Genomic DNA, 13,761 nt, shown 5'->3' on the forward strand with positions numbered 1-13,761 from the left:
GTACGGCAGAAATCGATGCTCAGGTTTGGAACCTGCCAAACAGTTGTTCCAATCCAGCGGTGATGTCCGTTTCCATCCCCCGATCCAGTAGAAAATCCCTCAGTTCAGCGTTAAACCCACCCGGCGTGCTAAGGGCCAGAACCAGATCATCCAAAGCACCGACATGATCCAAAGGGGCAGCCATCAGGCTTCCTCCGACAAGCAATCGCAAAAACCGCTCCGCTTCAGCAGCATCGCCGGTTCGCTTTTCCAGCCAGTCGCGTGTTACGGCCAGTTGTTTGACCGCTGGCGACAGGATGGCCTGCGCCGCCAAATAGGCTTCAAGATCTGCGACCGAACCGACCGGTATGACGTGATTTCGAGCAGAAAACAGATTGTGCATCAACGGTGTAGCCGGGCAACACAACAGCGGTGAACCACCCTGTGCAATGGCCGGAAAAGGAATTGCTATGGCGTCGAGCGTGGCGGGTTTGACGAGTGGCGCCAAGTCTTCCGGGGACACTTCGGCCATCAGGGAAACCACGGCCTGACCATCGTGAAACCGCAAGTCAGGCAACAGGTCCCAAGCCACATCGGCCATCAGCCCCAACAACACGACGTCGCTCTGGTCTAGTACGTCTTGATTGCTTGCAATTCCTACATTGTCGAACTCGCTGGCGAGGGCCTGCGCGTTTGACTTGGACCTCTCGGACACAACGATCTGGTGTCCGTCTCCACTTATCCCTCGGACAACCGCCGTCGAAATTGTACCTGTACCCAGTACTCCTATTTTCATCAGATATCCTTCATCAAGCGAAGCGCGTCATAGATCGCCGCGTGAGTGTTTCTCGCCGAAACAGCATCGCCAATTCGGTACAGATCGAAGACACCCTCCGGATTGCGAACAACGGACTGCGGCTGTCCGGCAATCAACGCATCATAATCAACAGCCCCACCGTTTCGCGAAGCGGGGCGCAGATCAAAATACAGATCTGCGTTCGGCACAGTTCCATAGTTGACGACGATCATATCATAGGGCTGTCTTTCAATCAGATCACTATAGTCCGTTCCAACTTCCGCGTTCAGGCGGTTACCTATGCGCTCTATTCCCTTAAGCCGCTTCGTTACGGTAAACGTTACACCCTTGGCCTGTAGGTCTCTCATATAGGGCACCAGGTTCATCGCCATGATATCCGGGGCAAACGTGCGATCGGGTGTCATCACTTCGACATCGGCTCCGCCCCCGGCAGCAGCCATCGCCGCCTGCAACGCTGGATGATCACCGCTTTCATCATAGATCAGAACCCGCCCGGCTGGTTTCACCTCTCCTGAAATGACATCCCAGCTGCTTGTGGCCAAAGGTTGTTCATTGTCTTCTTCGAACAAGGTCGTGTTTGGCACCCCACCAGTTGCCACAATAACCACGTCCGGAGACAGCTCTAAAACAGTCTCTGCTTCGGCCCAGGTGCTAAAGTTAAACTGCACGTCACGTGCCGCGCATTGCGCCATGCGCCAGTCTATGATGCCAATCATCTCGCGGCGGTGCGGGGTTTGTGCTGTCAAACGAACCTGACCGCCAGGATCGGGCGCGACTTCGAATACGGTGACCGCATGTCCGCGCTCTGCCGCAACACGAGCCGCTTCGAGCCCGCCGGGCCCAGCACCCACAACCACCACACGACGGCGCACCGTCGCTGGCAAAATCACATGTGGCATGGTCAGCTCTCGCCCCGTCGCTGCGTTGTGCATGCACAGCGCCTCGCCAGCCTGATAGATGCGGTCCAGACAATAGGTGGCCCCAACGCAAGGACGAATGTCTTCTTCGCGTCCTTCGGCAATCTTTTGAACCACATGAGGGTCCGCCATGTGCGCACGCGTCATTCCCACCATATCCAGCAGCCCCTCGGATACTGCATGACGGGCAGTCGCTACATCCGGAATACGAGATGCGTGGAACGTCGGCATGCCTGTTTCCACCCGTATGCGACCGGCGAAATCCAGATGAGGCGCGCTACGCATTCCTTGAACCGGAATGACATCCGTCATTGCCGGATCAGTGTGAATGCGCCCCCGGATCACGTTCAAAAAGTCCACCTGACCGCTGGACCGCATGACACGCGCCATCTCAAGACCGACATCGGGCGTAATACCACCTTGCTCGGTTTCATCCGCTGTATAACGCACCCCGATCAGAAACTTTGTCCCTACGCGCTCTCGAATAGCCGCAATCACATCCATACCGAACTGCATGCGGTTCTGCAGGCCATCGGCCCCATAACGACCATCGAGATGATTGGTCAGCGGTGACCAGAACTGGTCAATCAGATGACCGTAGGCCTCAAGTTCGATTCCATCCATGCCGCCTGCCTGCATCCGTTCGGCGGCATCTGCGTAGTCCTGAATGATGCGCTCGATGTCCCAATCTTCGACCAGTTTGGGAAAGCTGCGGTGCGCAGGTTCGCGATGCGGCGTTGATGACACAGACGGCAACCAGTCACCCTTGTTCCACCCCGTCCGGCGCCCCAGATGCGTGAGTTGGATCATCACGGCGCACCCATGCTCGTGACACGCGTCGGTCAGCTTGCGAACCCACGGCACGACCTCGTCTTTGTAGGCCAGAATATTGTTAAACACCGGCGGAGAGTCCTTGCTGACCGCCGCCGATCCTGCCGTCATGGTCAAGGCAACACCCGCTTTTGCCCGCTCTTCATGATAGGCGCGATACCGGTCTTTTGGCATTCCCTGTTCGGGGTAGGCCGGTTCATGGGCTGTCGTCATTATGCGGTTTTTCAACGTCAAATGTTTGAGTTGATAGGGCTGCAACAATGGATCTTTGGACATCACGTTTGGTGGCTTTCAATCAAACCTTCTCGACACTACTGTCGAGAACTCATGCAAGAGTGTCAACACAGTTGTGAGACAGGCGGCTCAATGCTAAGCCTGCGCCATGAACGACCAATCCCCTCCCCGCCAGCGCGGTTCGGAAACCTTGTGGCTGGATGCCGCCGAGAAACTGTTGTGTGAAGCTGGTATCGACGCTGTCAAAGTGATGCCACTGGCCAAGTCTTTGGGTTTGTCCCGTACAGGGTTCTATTGGCATTTTCGGGATCGCGACGCACTGCTCGAAGCGCTGGTTCAAAGGTGGGAGGCCAAGAATACCGGCAATCTTGTCGCCCGAACCGAGGCTTTTGCAGAAAACATCTGCGAAGCGATGTTTAACCTTTGTGATTGCTGGTTGGACGACACCCTGTTCGATTCCCGGCTGGATCTGGCAATCCGAAACTGGGCCCGCACCGATCCGACGTTGCAGCACCGGTTGGATCGCGCTGACCAGCAACGGGTCGAGGCCATCCAGGCCATGTTCGCTCATCACGGTTATTCCGACGCCGAAGCCGAGATCCGCACCATGACCGTGCTCTATACGCAGATCGGGTATCTTTCGATGCAGGTGCAGGAAAGCCACTGGAAACGCATCGCCCACGTACCCGACTACGTCGAGGTCTTCACGGGTCAGCGTCCAAGTGAAAGCGATGTGGGACGTTTCATGTCCCGGCATCTGACCGAATAACGTCAGTCTTGAAATATGGCCACTGCCCGAATGAACCCGGCAGAAGCGCCCTTAATCTTGTACGGAAAGCACGAGATTTCGAACCCATTGGGTGGCAGATCCTCTAGGTTTGACAGCTTTTCCATGTGGCAATAGCCGATGTCCATAGACGCCCGGTGTCCTTCCCAGATGATCGAGGCATCACCCGATTGGGCATAGGCTTGCGCGGTCAGCGGAAACGGCGCGTCCCAGCTCCAGGCGTCTGTGCCAGTCACACGCACCCCACGCTCGGTCAGGTAAAGCGTCGCCTCGCGTCCCATGCCGCAGCCTTTCATCAGATAATCCGGCTGCCCATAGTGCGCACCCGCTGATGTATTGACGACAACAATGTCCAACGGCTTCAACTCATGCCCGATCCGCGCCAGTTCTGCTTCGACATCGGCGGCGGTTACCACATAGCCATCGTCGAAATGGCGAAAGTCCAGTTTCACGCCAGGGTTCATGCACCATTCAAGCGGCACCTCGTCGATGGTGATCGCTCTCTCGCCGTTGTTCATCGTGGAATGGTGGTGATAGGGCGCGTCCAGATGGGTGCCGTTGTGTGTGGCGATCTGTAAACGCTCTATCGCCCAGCCCTCGCCGCCCGGCAGATCGTGACGCGTCAGACCCGGAAAAAACGACATCACCTGCCCGGCAGTCTGATCGTGGCTCAGGTACTCGATCTCGGGCAACATGATCGGCGGGTCCGAGACGATGCCCATTTCCAGCGGAACAGACAGGTCGACAAATCGGCGTGGCATGCGGAGGCTCCTGATCAGGTTGTAAGACACCGTAACATGATCGCCCCGTTTGTCTTTAACCGTGTTAGGCTGCCCCGGAATGATTGGAGAAATTTGAATGGCACGATTCAAGCACAGGCTAAAAAACACGTCCGATTGCATGACGATGCACATCGCCACAATCCCATCTGCAGTGGTCACACAGGCGATGGCCGCAGCAGGATCAGATGGGGTGATCATCGACATGGAGCATGGGGCCATTGACCATGCCACCGCACACGCGATGATCGCAGCCACCCAAGGCACCGATTGCGCGCCGCTTGTTCGCCTGCCCGAGATCAATACGGCACAGGCGAAACGCGTGCTGGATTTAGGGGCCGAAGGGTTGGTTTTCCCGCTTGTGCGCACGGTCGAAGATGCCGAACGCGCAGTCGCCGCGATGCGCTATCCCCCCAACGGCAATCGGGGATTTGGCCCCTTCATTGCTCATTCCCGCTGGCAGGTCGCCCTGCCCGAGTATCCATCAAAGATGGAGGATCAATTGGTCTGCTGCCTGTTGGTCGAAACACGGGATGCGATCGAAAACATCGAGGGCATTTGTGCTGTGCCGGGTATCGACCTGTTGGTCCCTGCGCTGTTCGACCTGTCGACCGACCTGGGCCACATGGGCCAATTCGATCACCCCGAGGTGGTCGAGGCCCTAGCCCGTGTCGAAGCTGCTGCCAATGCGGCAGGCATCCCCCTTGGCAATGCCGCATTGAACGAAGAGCAGGCCAGGGGGCTGAAAGCGCGCGGGTATCGGGTTCTCGCGGGCTTTGATGTTTTGTGGCTCAAAGAGAAAGTCGCGCAGACCCAAAGCTGGGTGACCTAGAGGCGGCCTATTTCGACTTTTTCGCCGCCATCCGCCTGCGGGCAGTCATGGCGCGTCCGTCCCGGATGCTCAGCCCCATCAGGAACAGATTGGTCGCGCCCGCGATCAATTCGATGACCTGCACCACATAGAACCCGGTGTCAAAAGCCCCAGCACTGGCCTTGTTGCTTAGGTAAACAGCCGCCGGAACCAGAACCAACAACCCATTGGCCGCAATGATCGGCATCCGCTTTTTCTTGGCCAAGGCGGGCGCATCTTTGCGGCGGCGCCCCATTGCCATCCCACTGGCACCAACGACGGCCATGGCGGGGATGAGGATAAACAGGCCGCGTAAGACCATGCCTTTGACGGCGACGATCATTTCGGGCGTGCCAAGTAGTTCACTGTAAAGTGTTGAGGTCCAAAAGGTCAGGATCGTCAAAAACCCAATGACGCTTAGCGATGGGATGGATTGCTTTCAACATGGGGCTGCTCCCGGCTGTGCGTCAGGCGACGCAGTGGTTTTCGATGGTCAATTTGCGCGCCAGATGCGGGCGCGCCACGGCGCTTGGGGGATAATCAGCAATGCGCCGCTGGAATTCCGGATTGCAGAACGCGTCCCGAAAGCTTTTGACGTCCTGCCACACGGCGTAATTCATGAACGTCGAGCTGCCAGCAATGCCCTGATGCAACTGGGTCGAGATGTAGCCCGGCTGGGCTTTCATGAAATCCGCATCGTATGCCCAGGCCTTGAGCAAAGCCTCTTCTTCGGTTGGGTCGACAGTGAACAGGTTGATCAGGACAATTGGCCCCTCATCCGTTTCCATCTGATCCGCGAGGCTCACAACTTTATCCAACTCTTCAAAACGGGACATGGCGCTTCCTTTCATTTTACATAGCAAGCTATATACTATTGCATAGCATGCTATTCAAGGGGTAATTTCCGGCATGGATTTCAAGAAAGAAGACTCAGCTGGCTATCTGATCAATCACATGGCCCGCCTGTTCGCCAAGGAACTGCAATCGCGGATCGTGCCGTTGGGCATCGTGGTCGGGCAGTTTCCGATCCTGCTGGAGCTGTGGCAAAAGGACGGTGTGTCCCAGAAAAAACTTTTGGAAAACATTGATGTAGAGCAGGCCACACTGGCCAACACGCTCAACCGGATGGAGCGGGACGGGCTGATCAAACGCACCAAAAGCCCAACGGACGCGCGGGTTCAGTTGATCTGGCTGACGGAAAAATCGGCGGGCCTGAAAGAGCAGGCCTACGCTGCTGCATTCGAGGTCAACACCAAGGCCTTGCAAGACCTGAGCTCTCAGGAGCGGGATATGTTCATGGACGTCATGAAAAGGATCATTGACGGTCTGCGTGCCAAATAGACCGGATCAATCTGCAATCGTTCAATTTGTAAAACTCGGCCAACGTCAAGAAAAAACTAAGGCATTTACCGGCAACAGGATCGCCTGCGCTCGCAGGACAATGGCATTGGCGATGCCCATACCATCTACGATGCGCGCGATGAAAGCTGAAAAACCCGTGATCTCTCCGGCCTCGATCTCTTTAGCGCGACTCGTGTATGCGACACCTACACAGGCGCTGCCGGGTGGGAGGATTTCCAGATGTTTGGGAAAGATCGGCGCAAGAAATACGGTCACGGTACCGGGGCGGCGGCGATCCTGTTGGTCCAACAACGCGTCCCCCGGTCGGAACTGACCGGCAGCAATGGCGTTTTGCACGTCGTCCACAATCATCGGGATGATCGTCAGAGGTTTCGAAGCACAGGTGATCTCAACCAACATGCCCGGTTTTATGACGCTGGCCGAGATCTGGCCAAAGGCCGCGACAAACCGACCCTGCCCTGTCACATCCGGCACCAGAACACCTGCCGGGCGCAAGATCGGATTCACAATGTCACCAGGTTTCAACAGGAATTGTTTCACGGTTCCGTCTACCTCGGCAATGACGGTGGATTTCGCGATTTCAGCTTGGGCCTCTTGCAACAAAGCCCGCGCGGTTTCACGTTGCGCTGGCAACAGGGTCGACTGACGCAATTTGGCACCATCCAACGCAGCGATGGCCGCTGTTTGCTGGCTTTCAGCGCGAGCAAGGGCCGTCTCAAGTCTCTCCAAATCCTGCTCGCTGACAGTCGCATTGTTGCGGTCTGCCAACGACTGACGGCGGTTCAAGTCATCGCGCGCCTGGTTCAGGTCGGCAATTGCGGCCTCTAACCTCGCCTCGGCGGCAGCAATGTCTGTTGTAACAACGCCAAGTGCGGCATCCACCTCGGCAATCCTACGACTGGCAGTTTCAACCGCCGCCTCTTGACGAATGGTATCCAGACGAAAGATCGGATCGCCAGCCTTCAGCCGGTCATTATTTTGCACATAGACCTCGGCCACGCGACCTGCTCGGTCCGACAATACAGTGACCGTACGAAACGCAGCCGAGACATTGCGGGTCGAGGGATGAAAATAGAAAATGATCGTCAGCAATGTCACCGCTAGAATGGAACAAGAGGTCAAACCCCATCTCAGTTCGTACCAAACGTTAAACAGCGTGATCTCATGTCCCCAACGCTTGCCCTGTTTGTAGTGGCGATACAGGTAGTCGGGCACAATTGTGATCAGAGCGGAAAAGATAAGCTCAAGCATTGTCATCCTCCGCCTTGGGGCGATGGATGTATGTCGGGAAAACCTCGTGCAGCGGGACAGCCGCGATCAGGATGGCCGCGATCCAAAAGGCGTTGTTCAGGGTGAAAAGCGAGATCAACCCCAGAACACCAACAAGCTGCATCTGAACCTTATGCGCACCCGCCGCCATACGGTCGGGAATCGCCTGTATCGTGAAATAGAACGCACCAAACCCAAGCAGGATGGCCACAAGAAGCACCCCGACGACGATCAGAAATCCGTCGGCTTCTCCTGGCGGGGTCACCCAAAAGGGAAGCCGCGCCAGAGCCTCGTCAGAAAGGGCACTGTTCATCCAAGCCTCCAGTTTCATAACGATACCAGAGAACTATAGACAGGATGCGGCTTTCAGATCAACGAAACCGCATATGTACCGACACAAGCGAAACAGGCGACCCTTTCGGATCACCTGCCTTTTGGATCATTCCGCCGCGATGGCGTCTTCGATCTTTTCAACCCGGATCGCCGAGAACTTGAACTCGGGGATCTTGCCGTAGGGGTCGATGGCCGGGTTGGTCAGGATGTTCGCCGCCGCCTCGACATAGGCAAACGGGATGAACACCATGTCCTCGGCAATCGCCCGGTCGGCACGCACCATGATGTCGATGGAACCGCGACGTGTCGTCAGACGCACCATCTCACCCGGCTCAATACCCATCAGTTTAAGCGTGCGCGGGTTCATCGAGCAGTTGGCCTCAGGCTCCACCGCATCCAGAACCAGTGACCGGCGAGTCATCGACCCCGTGTGCCAGTGCTCCAGCTGACGGCCTGTGGTGGCGATCATCGGGTATTCTTCATCCGGTGCTTCATCCGGCGGGATGACGCTGGCGGGCGTGAACTTGGCACGACCTTCGGGCCGCGGGAATCCATCACCGAACACAATCGCCTGACCGGGATCGGTCTCGTGCAGCGATGGATAGGTGATCGTCTCGGTTTCCAGACGCTCCCATGTGATGTTGTCGAGTGACCCCATGGTCTGCTTCATCTCGTTGAACACCTGAGACACATCCGGGTAATCCCAGTTCAGCCCGATGCGCTGTCCCAGTTCGACAGTAATGGCCCAATCCTCTCGCGCCTCACCCGGAGGGGTCACGGCGGGACGCACACGCTGCACCTGACGGTTGGTGTTCGACACGGTGCCGTTCTTTTCATAGAGCGCGGATGCGGGAAGGATGATGTCGGCATAGTTCGCCGTTTCGGTCAGGAAGATATCCTGAACGATCATCAACTCCAGCTTGGCAAGCGCTTCGCGTGCGTGGCCCGCGTCGGGGTCGGACATCGCTGGGTTTTCACCCTGGATGTACATCCCCTTGATGTTGCCCGCATATGCCTGGTCGATGATCTCGGTCACGGTCAGGCCCTTCTCATTCGAGAAGTCGCGTTCATCTTTCCAGACGCTGTTGAACTTAGCCCGGATGTCATCGTCCATAACCGACTGATAGTCCGGTAGGAACATCGGGATCAGGCCCGCATCAGATGCACCCTGAACGTTGTTCTGACCACGCAGCGGGTGCAGACCTGCGCCTGGTTTGCCGACATTGCCGGTCATCAGGGCCAGCGAAATCAGGCAACGCGAATTGTCGGTGCCGTGGATGTGCTGGCTGATGCCCATCCCCCAGAAGATCAGGCCAGCCTCAGCCCCCGCAAAGATACGCGCAACGCGGCGCAGCTGATCGGGTTCGATGCCGCAGATCGGGGCCATCGCCTCGGGCGTGAAGGCCCGCAGGTGTTCTTTTTCGGCCTCCCAGTTTTCAGTCCAACGGTGGATGTACTGGCTGTCATAGAGCTCTTCCTCGACGATCACGTTCATGATCGCGTTGAGCATCGAGACATCCGCGCCGGGGCGGAATTGCAGCATTTCGTCCGCGAACTTGCGCATGCCAACGCCGCGCGGGTCCATGACGATCAGCTTGCCGCCGCGCTTGGCGAACTGTTTGAAATAGGTCGCGGCAACAGGGTGATTTTCGATCGGGTTCGAGCCGATGATGATCGCCACATCCGCATTCACGATCTCGTTGAAGGTCGCGGTCACAGCGCCCGATCCCACGTTTTCGATCAGAGCCGCAACGGATGAAGCGTGGCACAGACGAGTACAGTGGTCGACGTTGTTGTGACGGAAGCCCTGGCGGATGAACTTCTGGAAGAGATAGGCCTCTTCGTTGGTGCATTTAGCCGAGCCAAAGCCCGCAACCGAACGCGGGTCTTCTTCGCGCAGTGCTTTGAGCTTGGTCGCCGCCAGATCCATCGCCTCTTCCCACGAGGCTTCGCGGAAATGGGTCGACAGATCACCGGGGTCGACGTTCAGCCCCTTGGCAGGCGCATCCTCGCGACGGATCAGTGGCTTGGTCAGGCGGTGGGGGTGGTGGATGTAGTCAAAGCCGAATCGGCCTTTGACACACAGGCGACCCTCGTTTGCCGGGCCGTTGATGCCCTCGACATATTTGACTTTGCCGTCTTTGACCTTGAGCGAGACCTTGCAGCCAACGCCGCAGAACGGGCAGACGCTTTCGGTCTCAGAGTCGTAATCCTTGCTGTCACCCTGCTGGTTATCGTCCAGCACGGTGGCAGGCATCAGCGCACCGGTCGGGCAGGCCTGAACGCATTCGCCGCAAGCCACACAGCTGGATGCGCCCATGGGGTCGTTCTGGTCGAACACGATTTCAGCGGTGTGACCACGACCGGCCATGCCGATCACGTCGTTCACCTGCACTTCGCGGCAGGCACGGACGCAGAGGTTGCAGTTGATGCAAGCGTCCAGATTGACACGCATCGCCACGTGGCTGTCATCCAACAGCGGGATCTTGTCTGCCTCTTTGGCAGGGAAGCGGCTGTCGCTGACATCGTTCAGCTTCGCCATGTCCCAGAAGTGGCTCGAGGTGTCGTGTGCTTCTTCGGGCTGATCCGCAACGAGCAGCTCCATGACCATGGCGCGTGATTTTTCGGCGCGGTCGCTGTCGCTCTTGACCACCATCCCCTCGGCCACCGGGCGAATGCACGAGGCAACCAGCGTGCGCTCGCCTTCGACCTCAACCATACAGGCGCGGCAGTTGCCGTCCGGGCGATAGCCCGGCTGCGGCTTGTGGCACAGGTGCGGAATGGTGAAGCCTTGGCCCTTGGCGGCTTCCCAGATGGTCCAGCCCTCGGGCACGGTGACATCTTCGCCGTTCAGGTTGAAGGTGACGGTCTTGGTTGGGCTTGCGTCTAGCATGGCTCTGTCTCCCTCAGATTTCGTCAGCGAAGTGTTTCATGACCAGGCGGATCGGGTTCGGTGCCGCCTGTCCCAGACCACAGATCGAGGCATCGCCCATGACCTGACACAGGTCCTCGAGCAAGTCCTGATCCCATTTGTCGGCCTGCATCAGCTTGACTGCCTTTTCGCATCCGGCCCGGCAAGGCGTACACTGACCACAGCTTTCATCCTCGAAAAACCGCAGCATGTTCAGCGCCGCATCACGGGCGGTGTCCTGATCGGACAGAACCACAACCGCGGCCGACCCGATAAAGGTGCCAAGCGGTTGCAGGGTGTCAAAGTCGAGCGGGACATCGTCGATGCTAGAGGGGAGAAGGCCCGACGACGGCCCGCCCGGTTGATACGCCTTGAATGCATGGCCATCAGCCATACCCCCCGCCGCATCAATCACGTCAAGAATGGTCGATCCTGCGGGCAGCAGGTAGACGCCCGGCTGGGCAACGCGGCCAGAGACCGAGTAGCTTCGCAGGCCCTTGCGGCCATTCTTTTCAACAGAATTCAGGATCTGCGGCCCCTCGCGGCAGATCTTGGAAACCCAATAGAGCGTCTCAACGTTGTGAACGAGGGTCGGACGGTTGAAAACGCCCACCTGCGCCACAAATGGCGGACGGTGGCGCGGCAGGCCCTTTTTGCCCTCGATGGATTCGATCATCGCGGATTCTTCACCGCAGATGTAGGCACCGGCGCCCCTGCGCAGGTCGATGTAACCCGGCTCGACGATGCCAGCTTCTTCCAGCGCGGCAATCTCGGTCGCGAGAATTTTCAATACCGCGGGGTATTCGTCGCGCATGTAGATAAAGCAGGTTTCCGCTTCGACTGCCCAAGCGGCGATCAACATGCCCTCAAGGAAGACATGCGGCGTGCGCTCCAGATAGTAGCGATCTTTGAAAGTCCCCGGCTCACCCTCGTCGCCATTAACGGCGAGATAGCGCGAGCCTTCGTTCATGCGAACAAAGCCCCATTTCTTGCCCGACGGGAATCCTGCACCACCCAGACCACGCAGGCCCGAGGACAGGACATCCTCTTGCACCGCTTCCCAGTCACCGCTTTCGCGCAGCTCTTTCAGCTTGGCATAGCCGCCTTCGGCCACGTAGGCGTCGTAGGTTTCGTAATCGGGGACATGTGCATGAGTGTCATCTGCCGCAATCGCCGCCTGTACCTTTTCCGGTGTGGCATTGTCGATGTGGTTGTGACCGATCTCAAGCACCGGGGCGGTGTCGCAGCGGCCCATGCAGGGCGCGCGGAGGACGCGGACCTGAGTGGGATCAAGGCCATCTTCGAGCGCCTTTTGCAGCTGCGCGGCACCCGCCATTTCACATGACAGCGAGTCGCAGACGCGGATGGTCAGCGCAGGCGGAGGCGTCTCGTCTTCTTTCACCACATCGAAATGAGCGTAGAAGGTCGCAGTTTCATAGATCTCGGCCTGCCCCAAACGCATCTCAACTGCGAGCGCGGCGATGTGGTCGGCGCTGATATGGCCATGGGCATCCTGGATCAGATGCAGAAACTCGATCAACAGATCCCGGCGACGCGGGCGATCACCCAAAAGGCGCGTGATCTCGGCCTGCGCCTCGTCCGTGAACTGACGGCCTTTGGGCGTGTGCCGCCCTTTGCCCTTACCTGACTTCCAAACGCCCCTGGGTGCGTTTGATGGCTTGGTATCTAATGGTGCCATGATGCCCTCCGATTGACGTTCCGTCTCTCATCAGAGGAGCATATCGTCAAATCGCAAAATGCAATCGCACGATAACGACACCTTATCACCGCAAAGACGTCACCACGCGCTTCAACGCAGCAACCGTAGGCAATTCTGGATCGCGTGTCAGCGTGGCCAGACAGATAGGTTTGCTGACTTCGGGCGCAATCAACGGCAGGGCGCGCGTCCCGGTCAGGTTCCCCAATGCGCGCACCAGCACACGTGGCACCACAGTTGCGGCCAACCCTTCGCGCGCCATGACCATCGCAGCGGTAAAGCCGCTGCTTTCCGCAACCACTTGGGGATGCAGGCCAAGTTCGGCAAAGATGCGGTCCAGAATGCGCCGGTTCTGCATCTGCGGTTCCAGCATCGACAAAGGAAACTCGGCCACACGCGCCCAAGGGATCGGGCCTGTTTCGCTGGTCATGTGATCGGGCACCAACAGAACATAGGTTTCTTCGTACAATGACTGCACCGACCTCAGATCGGTGCCGATGCTATCCCCATATGTGACGCCTGCATCAATCGTGCCCTCGTCCAACCGCTTCTGGATTGTGGCAGATGACATGGAATCGATGCGTGGCACGATTTTTGGGTGCGCTTGATGAAGACGACGCACCAAGCGCCCGGTAAAGGCCAAGGCCGTCGGAATCACGCCAAGAACAAGCGTTCCGCTGATCTCGCCTTTGACGGCAAGTACCTCCTGCTCCAGCGCTTTGGTGTCGAGCAGGATCCGGCGGGCCCGGCGAACAATCATCTCGCCCTCTTCCGTCAGGCCCTGAAATCGGTTGGCCCGTTTGACGATGGAAACCCCCAACCGTTCTTCCAGGTTGCGGATGCGCATGGAAAAGGCGGGCTGCGAGATTCCGCAATCCTCGGCCGCCTTGGCAAAGTGGCGATGCCGCGCCAAGGCGCTGAGTAATTCCAAGTCTCGCAGTTCAATCACAGGTGCGGTCTCCGGGGCGGATCTGC

13 protein-coding genes are annotated in these 13,761 nt (G+C 58.0%); 3 read left to right on the forward strand and 10 right to left on the reverse strand.

What is annotated here, in order from left to right; all coding sequences use genetic code 11:
- Positions 1–19: 19 nt before the first annotated feature.
- Positions 20–775: an NAD(P)-binding domain-containing protein gene (locus tag ACZ1HE_RS18065; protein WP_472623022.1), complete on the reverse strand. Its 756-nt coding sequence runs from the start codon at positions 773–775 to the stop codon at positions 20–22.
- Positions 775–2,820, reverse strand: coding sequence for an oxidoreductase (locus tag ACZ1HE_RS18070; protein WP_472623024.1), 2,046 nt, complete (start codon positions 2,818–2,820; stop codon positions 775–777). Before ACZ1HE_RS18070 ends, ACZ1HE_RS18065 begins: the two co-directional genes overlap by 1 nt.
- 106 nt (positions 2,821–2,926) lie before the next feature.
- Here ACZ1HE_RS18070 and ACZ1HE_RS18075 point away from each other — a divergent pair, with 106 nt between their 5' ends.
- Positions 2,927–3,547 carry a TetR/AcrR family transcriptional regulator gene (locus ACZ1HE_RS18075; RefSeq protein WP_472623026.1) on the forward strand — a complete coding sequence of 207 codons (621 nt, stop codon included), beginning with the start codon at positions 2,927–2,929 and terminating at the stop codon, positions 3,545–3,547.
- Between the two features lie 2 nt (positions 3,548–3,549).
- Here the strand turns inward: ACZ1HE_RS18075 and ACZ1HE_RS18080 are convergent, their stop codons facing one another.
- Positions 3,550–4,326, reverse strand: coding sequence for a cyclase family protein (locus tag ACZ1HE_RS18080; RefSeq protein ID WP_472623028.1), 777 nt, complete (start codon positions 4,324–4,326; stop codon positions 3,550–3,552).
- Positions 4,327–4,423: 97 nt separating this feature from the next.
- Between ACZ1HE_RS18080 and ACZ1HE_RS18085 the strand changes: the two genes are divergently transcribed.
- Positions 4,424–5,176, forward strand: coding sequence for an HpcH/HpaI aldolase family protein (locus ACZ1HE_RS18085; protein WP_472623030.1), 753 nt, complete (start codon positions 4,424–4,426; stop codon positions 5,174–5,176).
- A 7-nt stretch (positions 5,177–5,183) separates the two neighbouring features.
- Here ACZ1HE_RS18085 and ACZ1HE_RS18090 read toward each other — a convergent pair whose 3' ends face one another.
- Both ACZ1HE_RS18090 and ACZ1HE_RS18095 read right to left on the reverse strand, forming a co-directional pair.
- Positions 5,184–5,597: a hypothetical protein gene (locus ACZ1HE_RS18090; protein WP_472623032.1), complete on the reverse strand. Its 414-nt coding sequence runs from the start codon at positions 5,595–5,597 to the stop codon at positions 5,184–5,186.
- Between the two features lie 64 nt (positions 5,598–5,661).
- Positions 5,662–6,030, reverse strand: coding sequence for an antibiotic biosynthesis monooxygenase family protein (locus ACZ1HE_RS18095; RefSeq protein ID WP_472623034.1), 369 nt, complete (start codon positions 6,028–6,030; stop codon positions 5,662–5,664).
- A 73-nt stretch (positions 6,031–6,103) separates the two neighbouring features.
- On the opposite strand from ACZ1HE_RS18095, the gene ACZ1HE_RS18100 reads away from it, so the two are divergent.
- Positions 6,104–6,535 carry a MarR family winged helix-turn-helix transcriptional regulator gene (locus ACZ1HE_RS18100; RefSeq protein WP_472623036.1) on the forward strand — a complete coding sequence of 144 codons (432 nt, stop codon included), beginning with the start codon at positions 6,104–6,106 and terminating at the stop codon, positions 6,533–6,535.
- Positions 6,536–6,580: 45 nt separating this feature from the next.
- On the opposite strand, the gene ACZ1HE_RS18105 is transcribed toward ACZ1HE_RS18100, so the two are convergent.
- The 5 genes from ACZ1HE_RS18105 to ACZ1HE_RS18125 form a co-directional block, all read right to left on the reverse strand.
- A complete protein-coding gene (locus ACZ1HE_RS18105) occupies positions 6,581–7,807 on the reverse strand; it encodes an HlyD family secretion protein (RefSeq protein WP_472623038.1) in 1,227 nt (408 codons plus the stop codon).
- On the reverse strand, positions 7,800–8,138 hold the full coding sequence (locus tag ACZ1HE_RS18110; RefSeq protein WP_472623040.1) for a hypothetical protein: 339 nt from the start codon (positions 8,136–8,138) through the stop codon (positions 7,800–7,802). The genes ACZ1HE_RS18105 and ACZ1HE_RS18110 overlap by 8 nt, the downstream gene beginning before the upstream one ends.
- 126 nt (positions 8,139–8,264) lie before the next feature.
- Complete coding sequence (gene fdhF / locus ACZ1HE_RS18115; RefSeq protein WP_472623042.1) at positions 8,265–11,051, reverse strand: formate dehydrogenase subunit alpha; 2,787 nt, start codon at positions 11,049–11,051, stop codon at positions 8,265–8,267.
- A gap of 13 nt (positions 11,052–11,064) precedes the next feature.
- Entirely contained in the window at positions 11,065–12,768 is a 1,704-nt protein-coding gene (locus tag ACZ1HE_RS18120) for an NAD(P)H-dependent oxidoreductase subunit E (RefSeq protein WP_472623044.1), read from the reverse strand.
- 85 nt (positions 12,769–12,853) lie between these two features.
- Entirely contained in the window at positions 12,854–13,735 is an 882-nt protein-coding gene (locus tag ACZ1HE_RS18125) for a LysR family transcriptional regulator (protein WP_472623046.1), read from the reverse strand.
- Positions 13,736–13,761: the final 26 nt, after the last annotated feature.

It is taken from the genome of Falsiruegeria sp. JB4-1 (genome assembly GCF_055693495.1).